Genomic DNA, 13,278 nt, shown 5'->3' on the forward strand with positions numbered 1-13,278 from the left:
GATCTATCACGAGGCTTAAAATGACCAATTCACCCATTCAAATCGTTTGTCAAAGTTGCGCGACAAAAAACCGTGTTCCCAAAGATAAGTTGGGCAACAAACCTCTTTGTGGTAAGTGTAAGAGTCCAGTGCTTTCTAGTTTTCCAATTAATGGTAGCGACCAAAATTTCAGACGTTTCATCAATGATAATGATCTTCCTGTCGTGGTGGATTTTTGGGCGTCTTGGTGTGGGCCATGTCAGCAGTTCGCACCAATTTTTGCACAAGTCGCCAGCGAGATGTCGACAAAGGCCTGTTTTTTGAAGTTGGACACTGAACAAAATCAAATGACCGCAGGGGGCTTTAATATTCGATCCATTCCGACTCTGATGATATTTCATCATGGCAAAGAAGTGGCTCGCTTATCCGGTGCGTTACCGAAAGCACAATTTAAACAGTGGTTAGACAAAAATTTGCCAGCTGTTTAAGATGTTTTGGATATTGGCAGGTCGTTAAACGCTGGTATCAAAATGCATTTCAACAAACTTTTCGTATAACGCTTCTTCTGTTTCACGTCTGTTTGGATCGGGTTTAACGCAGTCTATCGGGCAGACGGCCACGCAGGTGGGTTGGTCGTAATGACCAACACACTCTGTGCATTTATCTGGATCAATGACATATATCTTGGCGCCCATGGTGATGGCGTCGTTAGGACACTCTGGCTCACACATGTCACAGTTGATGCAGCGGTCGTTGATTAATAGTGCCATATCGTCTCTATGCCGTTGTTGCGTTGCTATGAGGTTGGCGCGTGGTTTGTCCTTCCGATAGGTTTCTCATTAGGATACCCATAGAAGCATCGATGCCTGGCGGACATGGGATAGAAACCACATGGCCACTGCCTTTTGCTACGTCGATAGGGCGGCCTTGTTTGTCGTTCAGTTCGCCTAATGGAAAAGTGACATTGCCTTTTGGCGTCATTAACTCCAAAGAATCCCCAACACTAAAGCGGTTTTTTACTTCAATAGTGAGTGAGTCTTCGTTGGTGGCAATGACTTCGCCGACAAACTGTTGTTTGTCACTGATGGAGTTGCCTGTTTCATAGTTTTGCAGGTCCACATGACGATGGCGTTGTAAGAAGCCATCTGTGTAACCACGGTTTGCTAGGTTATCTAAACTGCTCATGAGGCTGGCATCAAAAGGGCGACCGGCGATGGCGTCATCAATGGCTTTGCGATAGATTTGTGCTGTTCTGGCGCAGTAATAAAAAGACTTTGTACGACCTTCCACTTTTAGAGAATGTACGCCCATTTTTACGAGTCGCTCAACGTGTTGAATGGCGCGTAAATCTTTTGAGTTCATGATGTAAGTGCCATGCTCGTCTTCGAAGGCTGGCATGTATTCATCTGGGCGGCCGTGTTCTTGTAGTAAGAATAGCTGATCGCTTGGCTCCTGAATTTGCACGGCAGAGGTTTGTGCTGTGCTGCTGGCAATGATTTGACCTGTCTCGTCTTCTGTTGCTTCGTGGGCGTTGTATTGCCAACGGCATGCATTGGTGCAAGCACCTTGGTTTGGGTCGCGTTTGTTCATGTAGCCCGATAGCAAGCAGCGGCCAGAGTAGGCCATGCATAATGCGCCATGAACAAAGACTTCTAGCTCCATGTCTGGTACTTTTAGACGGATTTCTTCGATCTCATCAAGTGACAGCTCACGAGATAAAATGACACGAGAAATACCTTGTTGTTGCCAGAATTTCACCGTGGCCCAATTAACTGCGTTGGCTTGAACGGACAGGTGAATTTGTTGATCGGGAAAGGCTTCACGCACCATCATAATAAGCCCAGGATCGGACATAATGAGCGCATCCGGTTTCAGGTCAATCACAGGCGCCAAATCGTTTATGTAGGTTTTTAGCTTTGCATTGTGAGGCGCAATATTGCTAACCACATACAGCTTTTTACCCAGCTCATGCGCTTCATTGATGCCAATGCCCAGCTTTTCTAAGTCAAATTCGTTGTTTCGCACTCTTAGGGAGTAACGTGGCTGACCAGCGTAAACGGCATCTGCTCCGTAGGCGAAGGCATAACGCAGATTTTTTAACGAACCTGCTGGAGAGAGTAACTCTGGCATGAAGCTTTTTTGCTGAGACATTTTTTCTTGAGACATAAGGTGCACCGACCGATCAAAACGGGCGGAGTTTACCTGTGTGTTAATTGAACTCAAGTGATGATGGCGGGATTGGTGACTTAAATAAGCTCGGTTTGATCTAGGTCAAATTTCATCAATGACAGAGAAAGGTAAAGATGTCAGATCCCTTTAATAAGCTAAAGGAATCTGACTCTGTTATTACTCTTTACTAAGTTAGAAGTCGTACGCGGCTGAGAGGTAAACTCGACGACGTTCACCAACAAATGAACCAATTTTATCGGTAAAGCCGCTCACCGCGTATTCTTTGTCGAATAGGTTTTTGACATTCAGCTGGAATTTCCAATCCTGCCATTTTGTCTGCCATGACATATCGTAAACCGTGTAGGGTTTGACTGTTTGATTATTGCGGTTCTTTTGTTGGCTAACGTAATCTGCGCCAAAGGCAATAGAAGAATTTATGCTCGGGAAGTCGTAGCGACTCCAAAGGCCGAGTTGATGATAAGGGGTGTTGGCAAAATATACGCCTTCTGCAGCATCAGTTACTTTCACATCGTTGTAGGCGTAACTGACATTGGCTACCCAGCGAGGTGTGATATCAGCCAGAGCATCAACTTCAAAACCTTGACTTCGGATTTTACCGATAGAAATATACTTACTTGTATCATCCGTGTCCTTTTGAAGGATGTTTTTACGGTCGATATGGTAAACCGCTAGGTTGATATTAAGTTTGTTATTAAAGAAGTAGCTGCGGACACCTGCTTCTAGCTGTTGGCTTTCTTCAGGATCAAAAAACTCTCCGTTTTTTGAGTGGGCTTGTTTTTCAGCTTCTTGTGGTACGAAACCTGTCGAGAAAGAAGTATAAGGCTTCCAGTTGTTATTGATTCGATAGGTGGCACCGATTCGGCTGGAGTAACCTGTGTCGTTGTATTCTTGCTTAGAATTGTTGGAAGTGTGGTCTTGGTATTGTTCTTCAAAGTGATCAATACGAGCACCAGCGAGTAAGTCTAGTTGCTCAGTTACTTTCCATTGATCTTGAATATATAAGCCAATTTGATCTGTCGTGGTGGTTTCATCAGTTTTTAAGTCCATGATGTAGCTATTAACATCATCTTGGCCGTAGATAGGGTCAGTTAGGCTAAGATTGGAAACGCCATTCGCTTTATTTGCATAACTGTAGAGAAAGCTATTTTTCTGATGAAAATAATCACTTCCGACTAACACTGTGTGATCACCTAGCTCGGCGATTAAATTGCCGGCAAATGTAATGCCTTTGCGAGTACGGACTTGATCACGGTATTGTCTTTGTGTTGTGTCTGCAGTGCCATCACTATTGCTATCTAGCAGTTTGTTTATTTCATGATATTTCTGGGTCTCTGTGTTTTCGAAGTAGCGGACAGAGAAATTGCTGTCTAGCCATGAGTTTATGCTGTGGTCTAAACGCGTTTGAAAGACTTGCGCGTCTAGCTCTTGGAAATCGGATTTTTCGTTATTATTCCAAGACGTGTCAGCCAAGAAGTTACCATCATCATCGGTTGGAATACCGCGTAAGCGGGCACCGGAGATGTATTGATGAATGTCTGTGTATTGAACGGTGAGGGTATTGTTTTCATCGATGTCCCAAGCGTAACCAAGATCGATAATTCGGTTTTCTTCTTCGACATTGTTACGGTAGGAATCTTGACCGTCGGAGTAAATGCCAACACGATAGCGTTGTGATGCGTCTTCATTGGCTGGGCCAGAGGATTCGATGCTGCCACTTAAAAAGTCTTTATTGCCAGCGCTGACTTTTAGAGTGTTTTTCTGTTCATACGCCGGCTTTTTCGTCACATAGTTAATGACGCCACCAGGTTCGCCAGCGCCATAGATTGCACCAGATGGACCTTTAAGGACTTGTATCTGTTCGATGGTAAACAGCTGAGGAATAGAGAAATCACCGAATGGATCGCCTTTCAGACCGTCATAGAGTACTTCGTCTTGGCTAAAGCCTCTTAAGGTCACAGTAGAAACGTTATTTTGCGACATACCTGAAATGGATCGATACAGATCGGTAATTTGTCGTGCCGCTTGGTCTTCAATCAAAGCCTCAGTAACCACTTGAACAGACTGTGGTGTTTCGTCTATTGGAGTTGAAGTACGAGTAGCAAGGGCGGCTTCATCTTCTTTGTAATAAGACAGAGCGCGGCCTTGTACCTGAAGTGTTTGAAGCTCTATGTTGGACCCATCCTTAACTTTGCTCTCTCCATCATTGAGATAACTGTCTTGTGTGATGTTGTTTGCAGCATTTTCGGCAAAAATCACAATAGAAAAAACAAGCGCACCACAGGCTTGCATCATCATTAAGGTGGTTCTTAACGTCATAGGAAAACCAAGTTGAATTGAATGAGTTGCGTATAATAGTGTTTATGATATTCATTTTCAAATAGGAGTTGATTTACAAAAGATTCAAAATGCAGAGTTAATCGATTTTAACGTAAACACTATATTGGCGAGAGATATAAGGTAGAAGGTGAATTGTTAAAAAAACAGAGGGAAGACAGAGCGGCTTTGCATACAAAAGCCGCTCTGCTTGAAGACTAGGCTTTTTCAGCAGCGAGTTTTGACGCTTTGATGTAGCCTTGTATAGTATCTTTTAGTTGAAGGCGCTGTTTCTTTAACTTTTCTTCTTCCATTGTTGGAGTTGGAGTTAGTTCCTGTTCCATTTTTTCCACTTCTTTCGTTAAGTGGTTATATTCGTCATAGAGTCTTTTAAAGTGTGCATCATCTATTTTAAGTTGGTGAATATCATCTTTAAATTCAGGAAACTCATTTAGTAAATTATGGTCTTCAATCGGCATAATTGCCTCCTATACTTGCTAGCTTTCGTTTAAGACTAACCTAGTTAGGTTCGTCTTCTCTTGATGCTGGTCAGGCTTTGTCCACTCTTATTAGAGAAGTTAACCAATTACTTTGCTACATAGGGATTTCAAACGCTGTTTATACAGTTATGGCCTGTTTATTTCAGTTTTCAATGGAGAGAGGTAAGTCTAGATGACGTTGCACTATATAGTGGGTTTCTTTGCGTCTTTTTGACATTAAAAAGCCGCGATAGAGGTTTTATCGCGGCTAATTTGGTAAATTTAATTCGTATTAAAGAGCTTTTAAAAATAGGAGACTTAAAAATTAAGTTCTATCCTTGGTTTGCTGCTTTTAGATAGATCCACTTCGGGTGAGCAAAGAAAAATTCTTGAAGACGAAATACCTTCTTTCACCAAATAGTCTTTCAAATGATCGGCACGTTTTTGTGCTAGATTGCTTGCGGTTTCCTTTGTGTCGTTATCGATAGATACTGGTGGCTTTTCAAGCCCTAGATCAAGATAACTGGCCACACCACAGGCTTTAAGTTGGCTGTCTTTTTTGTCTTTCATTAACGCAACTAGTTGCTTTAAGAAGGCATCTTGCGAATCGTTTAACTCGTCATCTTCAGCTTCAAAAATTAAAGGCTCAACGCGGATCTTGAGTAGTTGATCTCCAGCGAATTGGGCAATACTAATAACATTCGCGTATGGCACAAAAGTTTGCATCAAGTAGGTGCTTGATGCGCTAAATAGCGCTTTACGCACAGGTAATAGCAAGAAGTCCTGCCAGCCGAATTCAGGTTTTTCAATATCGCCTGATAGAGGAATATCTAAATCAATATTGTTGTCGCTGTCTTTTAAAACACTCACGGCGATATTGAGTGGAACAGCGCCAGCCTTAATAACAGAGCTGCTTTCTTTGCGTCCACCAAGATCAAATTCTCTTAATACAATATGGGAGTTGCCATTCAACACTCCGCTATCTGCGTTGAGTTTTAAGTCTAGATCCAGTTGACCAGAGTCTATTTGGTAGCCTAAAACATTAGCAATATAAGAAGAATAGGGGGGCAATTCGGCTTCACGAATAATCAAGTCACTTTTTAAGGTGAGTTTATCAGCTAGAGGCCAAATGGTTATATCACTTTGTAAAGTGGCATATTTACCATTGCGCGCTTTTAACGCCAATACTGTGGCTTGGTCTTTTTTCTGTGTGTTTAGGTTGCGCAATGATAATGTGTCGATGTCTAAAGAACGCTGTAGTGTTGGTGAAACACTCTTGTCTTGCACATAAATACTGGATGCTCCAGTTGTATCGTAAGCATCCAAAATAACGTAATAAGGTGCTTTAAATGCAGGGTTTTGTTCCGAATCCTGAGTATTGCTCACGGCATTTTTAGCGTCTTTTTCTCTTGGAACATTTGGATTCTTTAGTACAGGCTCTGGCGTGTTTTGCTGTTCAACATCGACAAAAACGAGGTTTTGTATACGCTTTTGAGCATCTAATATTAAGCTTACTTTGGCTGAATCCGTAGTGATTTGTTTGATTTTAGCGCCATCTTGAGTGGCTTCTACTTTTTCTACTTTGATACTGCCAATATGGCTTAACGGTGGAAGTGTTTGTTTGTTACCAGCATCTGCAATCAATTCAGAAACCGTTAAATCCATGACGCTTAATTGTGCTAATGCGGCGTCAAAGTCTTTATCTTGCTGAGTAAATGAAAGGCCACTAATGTCGGCATTCTTCCAAGAGGCAATGCGCTTTTTATTCGTCAACATGCTGTCCAGTGATTCACTGGTGAAGTTGAGGTTAGTACCTTTTATAGTTGGAGACTGTTGATTAGCTTGCTCTACATCTAATTGGTCTGCAGTCAGTTTGGCAGCACCTAATGAAAATTGTTTCTCGTCACTTTGTGTCCCTTTCAAACCTTTAATATCAATAGACAATTGGCTATTTTGAGCTGAAAGTACGTCGCCATTTTTTTGTAGAGAAAGTGTATTTGATAAATTGAACGTGTCGTAGTCGGCTGTATTTCCGGCTTGTTGGACGGATAGACCATGACTTTGTATTTCCGCAAATAAAGAGGCGGTAAGAGCTTCATCGTTATCCATAGTAAAAGCGACATCGTTTAGTGCAATGTGCAGTTGTTTGTTTTGTACTGCTAGGCTTTCTGATGAGAGGGAAAGCGCATTCATGTCCAGTATCGTAGAGGCAACGCTTGCGGACAGTCCTGACTGTTTATCCTGCTTGATGTCGAAAGGTGTGTTCAACGTCAGATTATCAAATTGTACACTTTGCTCAGCTTGGGCAAAGCTGGCTTTTCCTAATTGTAAATCAAGGTTTCCGCTGGCTGCTAATCCAAGTTCATTCTGCTTTATATCGAATGGGGTGTTTAGTGTAAGCGTATCAAGCTGTGCTTTTTGCGCTGCCTGAGTAAAGAGCGGCTGCTCTAATTGCAAATCTAGTTTTCCATTTGCTGCTAGTCCCTGTTTATCACGTTTAACATCGAACGGTGTGTTTAGAGTTAGCTTATCAAACTGTGCGGATATGTCCGCCTGCGCAAAGAATGACTGTGTCGACTGCAGGTTAATAGTTCCTGTCGCGGCCAATTGGTCAGCGGAAACAAAGTGGGCATTGGCTTTTGATATGGATAATGACGTAGATTTGGTGGAAGCTTTGTCCTGTTCGCCTAATGGTAAATTGAGGTCATCAACTTGAGCATTTAAAGTTAGATTTTTAACATCAAAAACAGGTGCGCCATTCACTTGCTGTTGTGAAAATTGAAAGCTTCCAACGAGATCTAATTGGCCTTTGCCTTCGTTGTAAGGTGAAGGTAAAAAGTGGCGAAAGCTCTCTATCAGCAAGCGCGTGTTTTTAACATCGACGTTCGCACTGGCTTGTTCTGGTGAATAATCAAATTGGCTATTTATAGACAGAGTCGTTTCATTGACGAAAGCCGATAGCGCAATATCACCTTGCCATGTAAGTTCTTGGCCGGATAGATCTTTTATAGATAGATTGGTTAAGACGAACTTATCTGATTCGGCAGGGACGTTTAAGTCTGGTTGACGAGATAGGTTAACTTGGCTGTCAGTGACTGAAAATGAAGGCAGTTTTATTGTCCAAGGAGAACTTGGTTTTTCTGTGGTTTCTTCTGTTGCTTCTGGTTCTTGTTGATCTTCAGGTGTGATGAATTGAGAAGTATTAATACCTGCGACAATCCAGTCTTTCTCGTGCTGGGCAACGACTAAGTTTAAACCGTCAATTTTGGCTTCTGAAATATGAACTGTTTTAGTTAAAAGTGGCCATATTTCGACTTCAACAATAGCGCGTTTAAGACTGAGAGTGTCTTGGTTTTTGTCATTGATGACGATATTTTTCAAATCAACTTTAGGGGGGAAAAAGTCAATAGATAGCTTGCCAACGGTAACATTCTCGTCTTGCTCCTGAAAATAAGCGATTAAATAGTGTTCTGCTACAAATGGAGCCGCTAGCCACATTGCGCCAGTGAGACCAGTCAGAGCCGCAAATGGATAAAAGACAAAGTGTCGAAAATGTCGGCGTGTCATCATAAAGTGCCTTTCTGCTTTCTAAATAGTAAATAAGTGAATATGGATTAGCTGGTTCTGTCTTTGTCTTCTGTGCTTTTTAATGCTTTTGGTGCTTCTGTGTCTGTTGTGCGTTCTGTGATTAGTGGGCTTTCAGAACGAATAGGCATGCGTAATAAATAGATGCTTACACATAGCCCTATGGAGATTAATCCTATGGTTGCCCATAAGCGAGAAACAATAAAGATCGAAATCGCCATACCTGCCCACATAAAAATGATGGCGCGGTTTCTTGCTTTACGAGGAATGCCATCTGAGGATTGCCAATCGCGCAGAATGGGGCCAAAAACTTTATGCTCAATTAGCCAAGTATGGAACCGTTCCGACGAGCGGGAAAAACACCAAGCAGCAAGTAACACGAGAGGAGTGGTGGGAAGCAAGGGAAGAAAAATCCCAATGATTCCCGTGATCAGAGAAAACCAACCCAGTATCAAATATAAGATTCGCTTTCCTTGCATACGGATGCTCTCTCTAAATGGTGGATAAAAAGCGCGTTTTATATATCAAAACGCGCTTTTCCAATTAGGCTATTTTCCAGAGTTAAAAATAGCCGCCATGCTATCTTCGGCTTCGTTTTCAACAAGTGGCCAGCCACCAAGTCTTTTTAAACGATTTACCATTTCGCAAAATAGTTCTGCAGTTTTTTCAGTATCGTATTTCGCAGAGTGTGCTTCAGAGTTACTAAACGGAATAGAAGCCGCTTCACACGCTTTTGCCAATACGGTTTGCCCAAACACCAAACCAGCTAGACTTGCAGTATCGAAGCTAGAGAATGGGTGGAATGGGTTACGTTTAATGTCGGCTCGTTCAATCGCGGCATTCAAAAAGCCGTGGTCAAAAGCTGCATTATGACCAACTAGGATGGCACGTTTACAGCCGACAGACTTTAGTTCTTTTCGAACTTTACTAAACATTTGATTGAGAGCTTCTGTTTCTGGCATATCTTGTCTGCCAGGAGCAAAAGGATCAATGCCAGTAAAGTCCAGCGCCGCTTTTTCAAGGTTTGCGCCCTCAAATGGCTTGATCAAAAAATCCAATGTTTCGTGGATATATAAGTCGCCATTTTCATCCATTCGTAGGATGCTGGCTGCCATTTCTAATAAAGCATCTGTTTTTTGATTAAAGCCTGCGGTTTCTACGTCGATAACAACAGGTAGGAAGCCGCGGAATCGATCTTTGATTTCATGGTTTGACAAAAGAAGGTCCTTAATTCTGCCGCTTGATCAACAGTAACGGTATACAATAGGATCGGATCATAACACATTTGATAATGCTTGAACGAGATGTCTAAATGGGAATTCCCCAACAACTTCTAATTCGCACTACATTTTTATTGGCTATTGGCATGCCATTTACACAGGCTAATGCCATAACTCATTACCAATCTGGTATTTCGGATTCTGAGTGGCTACTTTCGGGCGATATTTTTTCGTGCAGCTTAACGCACCCCGTGCCGAATTACGGTGAAGGCCACTTTATAAAAGAAGCTGGCGAACCTATGAAATTCATTTTGCAGCCACAGAACGAAAAACTTGGCCCAGGTCAGGTTTATATTATTTCTCAAGCACCTGATTGGTCGCCAGGTTTAAAGCCAGAAACTTTAGAGGTTTTGCCTTACCCCGGTTACGGTTTAACGGTTGAAGTAGGTGGACGAGTTGCTGAACGAATGCTAACAAGTTTGGATCGTGGCCGTCATCCTGTAGTGGCTGGAACCGCTTGGGAAAATAATCGTGAAACGATAGAAGTGGGTTTGTCGAACATTAACTTTGCGCCTGCTTACAATGAGTTTAGACGCTGTTTGTCTAGTCTGTTGCCAGTAAATTATGACCAGATTGCCAGAACAGCGGCATTGTTTCCGACTAATGGCGTGAATCTTACGGATCGAATTAAGGCTCGTTTGGATCTTGTCGCCTTGTATGTTTCTTCTGATCCAAGTGTTGAATACATTTACATTGATGGTCACACGGATGTTATAGGCTCTCGCCGAGATAACCGTGAGTTGTCAAAAGTTAGGGCAGAAAAAGTCACCTCTTATCTACTAGAGAAGGGTGTGCCGGCGGGAAAAATAATTTCTCGTTATCATGGTGAACGTTATCCTTCCACCACAAATAATACCGCTCAAGGCCGAGAACGTAACCGACGAGTCACGATTCGCTTAGAGAAGTCATCTGAGTCGAGTTAATTTATAAAGTATTACAGATTTATCTAATTTACTAAAAGAGCCTCGTTTTGCTGAATTATCTGAGCAAAACGGGGCTTTTTACTTGCTAAGCAAGAATCGAGATCTTACACTTACAGCCCCTTTTTTAAATTTTTTGCGCCGCCATGTTCTGGTTTGAAAGCACTGGTGAGGGAGCGCGAGCTCGTTGAGGAGAATAGAGATAATGTCTGACGTGAAGAAGGTAGTGCTTGCCTATTCTGGCGGCCTGGATACTTCCGTAATCGCGAAGTGGCTTCAAGAAGAGTATAACTGTGAAGTGGTTACCTTTACCGCTGATTTGGGTCAGGGTGAGGAAGTTGAACCAGCTCGTGCTAAAGCTCAAGCGTTGGGTATTAAGGAAATCTACATTGAAGATTTGCGAGAAGAGTTTGTTCGCGACTTCGTTTTCCCAATGTTCCGTGCCAACACTATTTACGAAGGCGAATACCTATTGGGTACGTCTATTGCGCGCCCATTGATTGCTAAACGTTTGATCGAGATTGCCAATGAAACAGGTGCCGATGCGATTTCTCACGGCGCAACAGGTAAAGGTAACGACCAAGTACGTTTTGAGCTTGGCGCTTACGCATTGAAACCTGGCGTTAAAGTAATTGCTCCTTGGCGTGAATGGGACCTAACGTCTCGTGAAACACTAATGGCATACTGTGAAGAGCATAAAATCCCAGTAGATTTTTCTACTAAAAAGAAAAAATCTCCTTACTCTATGGATGCTAACTTACTGCATATTTCTTTTGAGGGTGATCAGTTGGAAGATCCATGGACTGAGCCAGAAGACGACATGTGGCGTTGGTCTGTCTCTCCAGAAAATGCTCCAAACGAACCAACTTACATCGAAATTGGTTACGAAAAAGGCGACCCAGTTTCTATCAATGGTGAAGCTATGTCTCCAGCAACTATCTTGGAGACATTAAACAAAGTTGGTGGCGCGAATGGTATTGGTCGTGTTGATATCGTAGAAAACCGTTTTGTTGGTATGAAAGCCCGTGGTTGTTATGAAACACCTGGTGGCACTATCATGATGAAAGCGCACCGTGCGATCGAATCTATTACCCTAGACCGTGAAGCTGCGCATTTGAAAGATGAGATGATGCCACGCTACGCTAAGTTGATCTACAATGGTTTCTGGTGGTCAGAAGAGCGTCGTATGATGCAAGCTTTGATCGACACATCTCAAAAATACGTAAACGGTACTGTTCGTCTTAAATTGTACAAAGGCAACGTAACGGTTGTTGGTCGTCAGTCTGATAACAGTCTGTTTGACAGCAAAATTGCGACTTTTGAAGATGATGCTGGTGCATACGATCAAAAAGATGCAGCAGGCTTTATCAAGCTAAACGCGCTTCGTATGCGTATTGCTGCTCAGAAAGGTCGTGGTTTTCTAGATAACGACAAGTAACCACTTGTTGATTTAAAAAAATAAGCTTTCAAAAAACGCTCCATTCTTGCAGAATTGGAGCGTTTTTTATTTTTGTACACTTGGTCAGTGTTCGCTGGTTAATTGACATAGTATGTCGCTTTGCAGAATGAGCAGTAGAATAAAATGTGCCGATACGATGCACGCTGATCTGAAGGAAGAGAATTATGACAATTTATAACTTTGGTTCGATTAACCTCGACCACCTTTATCAGCTAGATCATTTTGTTCGCCCTGGTGAGACTATGGCTTCTAATAGCTATCAGTGTTTATTAGGTGGCAAAGGAGCAAACCAATCGGTTGCACTGGCTAAAGCGGGCGCTGATGTAAAGCATGTCGGGGCGATTCATCATAGTGATCAAGCTGTTATTGATCAGCTAGAATCCCTTGGAGTGGATACGGGGTTGATAAAGCGGATTGATGTGCCAACAGGCCATGCGATTATTCAGCTAACTAAAGAAGCAGAAAATTCGATTATTTTGTACCAAGGCGCAAACCATGCGTTGACGGAAGAACAAGTTGATCAAGTGCTATCACAGGCAAACGCTGGTGATTGGGTGTTGTTGCAAAATGAAACCAACCTTATCGAATACATTATGCGTAAAGCGCAAGAGAATAAGCTTAAGGTTGCATTTAATCCAGCTCCAATGGATGCCGAACTTACCAAGGAGGTTCTTGGCTTTGTTGATTTGTTGATTGTTAACGAAGTGGAAGCCATGGATTTAATCGGTACAAAAGATATCGATAGCACCATTGAGGCTTTTCCAAAAGCCTACCCTGATTTAGAAGTGTTGATGACCCTTGGGAAAGCTGGGGTTTGTTATTTTAGTGGTGATGAAAGCGTGAAGGTAAAAGCCTTTTCTGTAGAAGCCGTTGATACCACAGCGGCTGGAGATACGTTTATTGGCTTTTGCTTGTCTTCTCTAATGAATGGCGAAGACATGACGCAGGCGATCACTCGTGCATGTGCTGCATCTGCTATTTGCGTTACTCGTTTAGGTGCTGCGTCATCTATACCAACACAAGATGAAGTGACGGCCTTTCTTGCCAGGAACCGTTAGGCAAAATACCTAGCC

11 protein-coding genes are annotated in these 13,278 nt (G+C 42.6%); 4 read left to right on the forward strand and 7 right to left on the reverse strand.

All coding sequences use genetic code 11. The features are described 5' to 3' along the window. Positions 1-20: 20 nt before the first annotated feature. The gene (trxC, locus tag B6N13_RS09180; protein WP_169459159.1) at positions 21-467 is read left to right on the forward strand and encodes a thioredoxin TrxC; all 447 of its coding nucleotides are present in this window, start codon (positions 21-23) and stop codon (positions 465-467) included. A 24-nt stretch (positions 468-491) separates the two neighbouring features. Here the strand turns inward: trxC and B6N13_RS09185 are convergent, their stop codons facing one another. The 7 genes from B6N13_RS09185 to rnt form a co-directional block, all read right to left on the reverse strand. After that, positions 492-749, reverse strand: coding sequence for a YfhL family 4Fe-4S dicluster ferredoxin (locus B6N13_RS09185; RefSeq protein ID WP_012069238.1), 258 nt, complete (start codon positions 747-749; stop codon positions 492-494). Between the two features lie 7 nt (positions 750-756). Beyond that, positions 757-2,145, reverse strand: a complete 1,389-nt coding sequence (gene yegQ, locus B6N13_RS09190) for a tRNA 5-hydroxyuridine modification protein YegQ (RefSeq protein WP_248280278.1) — start codon at positions 2,143-2,145, stop codon at positions 757-759. A 195-nt stretch (positions 2,146-2,340) separates the two neighbouring features. Continuing rightward, positions 2,341-4,485 carry a TonB-dependent receptor gene (locus B6N13_RS09195; protein WP_169459160.1) on the reverse strand — a complete coding sequence of 715 codons (2,145 nt, stop codon included), beginning with the start codon at positions 4,483-4,485 and terminating at the stop codon, positions 2,341-2,343. 215 nt (positions 4,486-4,700) lie between these two features. Then, positions 4,701-4,961: a DUF465 domain-containing protein gene (locus tag B6N13_RS09200; protein WP_012069241.1), complete on the reverse strand. Its 261-nt coding sequence runs from the start codon at positions 4,959-4,961 to the stop codon at positions 4,701-4,703. Between the two features lie 318 nt (positions 4,962-5,279). Then, complete coding sequence (locus B6N13_RS09205; RefSeq protein WP_012069242.1) at positions 5,280-8,531, reverse strand: DUF748 domain-containing protein; 3,252 nt, start codon at positions 8,529-8,531, stop codon at positions 5,280-5,282. 44 nt (positions 8,532-8,575) lie between these two features. Continuing rightward, positions 8,576-9,025, reverse strand: coding sequence for a YbaN family protein (locus tag B6N13_RS09210; RefSeq protein ID WP_169459161.1), 450 nt, complete (start codon positions 9,023-9,025; stop codon positions 8,576-8,578). Between the two features lie 69 nt (positions 9,026-9,094). After that, positions 9,095-9,763: a ribonuclease T gene (gene rnt, locus B6N13_RS09215; RefSeq protein WP_012069244.1), complete on the reverse strand. Its 669-nt coding sequence runs from the start codon at positions 9,761-9,763 to the stop codon at positions 9,095-9,097. Between the two features lie 95 nt (positions 9,764-9,858). Here rnt and B6N13_RS09220 point away from each other — a divergent pair, with 95 nt between their 5' ends. The 3 genes from B6N13_RS09220 to B6N13_RS09230 all read left to right on the forward strand — a co-directional run bounded on the left by B6N13_RS09220 (position 9,859) and on the right by B6N13_RS09230 (position 13,263). Continuing rightward, the gene (locus B6N13_RS09220; protein ID WP_012069245.1) at positions 9,859-10,749 is read left to right on the forward strand and encodes an OmpA family protein; all 891 of its coding nucleotides are present in this window, start codon (positions 9,859-9,861) and stop codon (positions 10,747-10,749) included. Positions 10,750-10,951: 202 nt separating this feature from the next. Next, positions 10,952-12,184 carry an argininosuccinate synthase gene (locus B6N13_RS09225; RefSeq protein WP_012069246.1) on the forward strand — a complete coding sequence of 411 codons (1,233 nt, stop codon included), beginning with the start codon at positions 10,952-10,954 and terminating at the stop codon, positions 12,182-12,184. Between the two features lie 185 nt (positions 12,185-12,369). Then, positions 12,370-13,263, forward strand: coding sequence for a ribokinase (locus B6N13_RS09230; RefSeq protein ID WP_012069247.1), 894 nt, complete (start codon positions 12,370-12,372; stop codon positions 13,261-13,263). Positions 13,264-13,278 lie beyond the last annotated feature (15 nt).

The organism is Marinomonas sp. UCMA 3892 (assembly GCF_012726345.1).
GTDB lineage: Bacteria > Pseudomonadota > Gammaproteobacteria > Pseudomonadales > Marinomonadaceae > Marinomonas.

Excerpts from the sequence above, each read along its gene's own strand:
- trxC (WP_169459159.1), top strand. The coding sequence starts at position 21 with ATGACCAATTCACCCATTCAAATCGTTTGTCAAAGTTGCGCGACAAAA.
- B6N13_RS09185 (WP_012069238.1), bottom strand. The coding sequence starts at position 749 with ATGGCACTATTAATCAACGACCGCTGCATCAACTGTGACATGTGTGAG.
- B6N13_RS09205 (WP_012069242.1), bottom strand. The coding sequence starts at position 8,531 with ATGATGACACGCCGACATTTTCGACACTTTGTCTTTTATCCATTTGCG.
- B6N13_RS09195 (WP_169459160.1), bottom strand. The coding sequence starts at position 4,485 with ATGACGTTAAGAACCACCTTAATGATGATGCAAGCCTGTGGTGCGCTT.
- B6N13_RS09230 (WP_012069247.1), top strand. The coding sequence starts at position 12,370 with ATGACAATTTATAACTTTGGTTCGATTAACCTCGACCACCTTTATCAG.
- B6N13_RS09220 (WP_012069245.1), top strand. The coding sequence starts at position 9,859 with ATGGGAATTCCCCAACAACTTCTAATTCGCACTACATTTTTATTGGCT.
- B6N13_RS09225 (WP_012069246.1), top strand. The coding sequence starts at position 10,952 with ATGTCTGACGTGAAGAAGGTAGTGCTTGCCTATTCTGGCGGCCTGGAT.
- B6N13_RS09210 (WP_169459161.1), bottom strand. The coding sequence starts at position 9,025 with ATGCAAGGAAAGCGAATCTTATATTTGATACTGGGTTGGTTTTCTCTG.
- B6N13_RS09200 (WP_012069241.1), bottom strand. The coding sequence starts at position 4,961 with ATGCCGATTGAAGACCATAATTTACTAAATGAGTTTCCTGAATTTAAA.
- yegQ (WP_248280278.1), bottom strand. The coding sequence starts at position 2,145 with ATGTCTCAAGAAAAAATGTCTCAGCAAAAAAGCTTCATGCCAGAGTTA.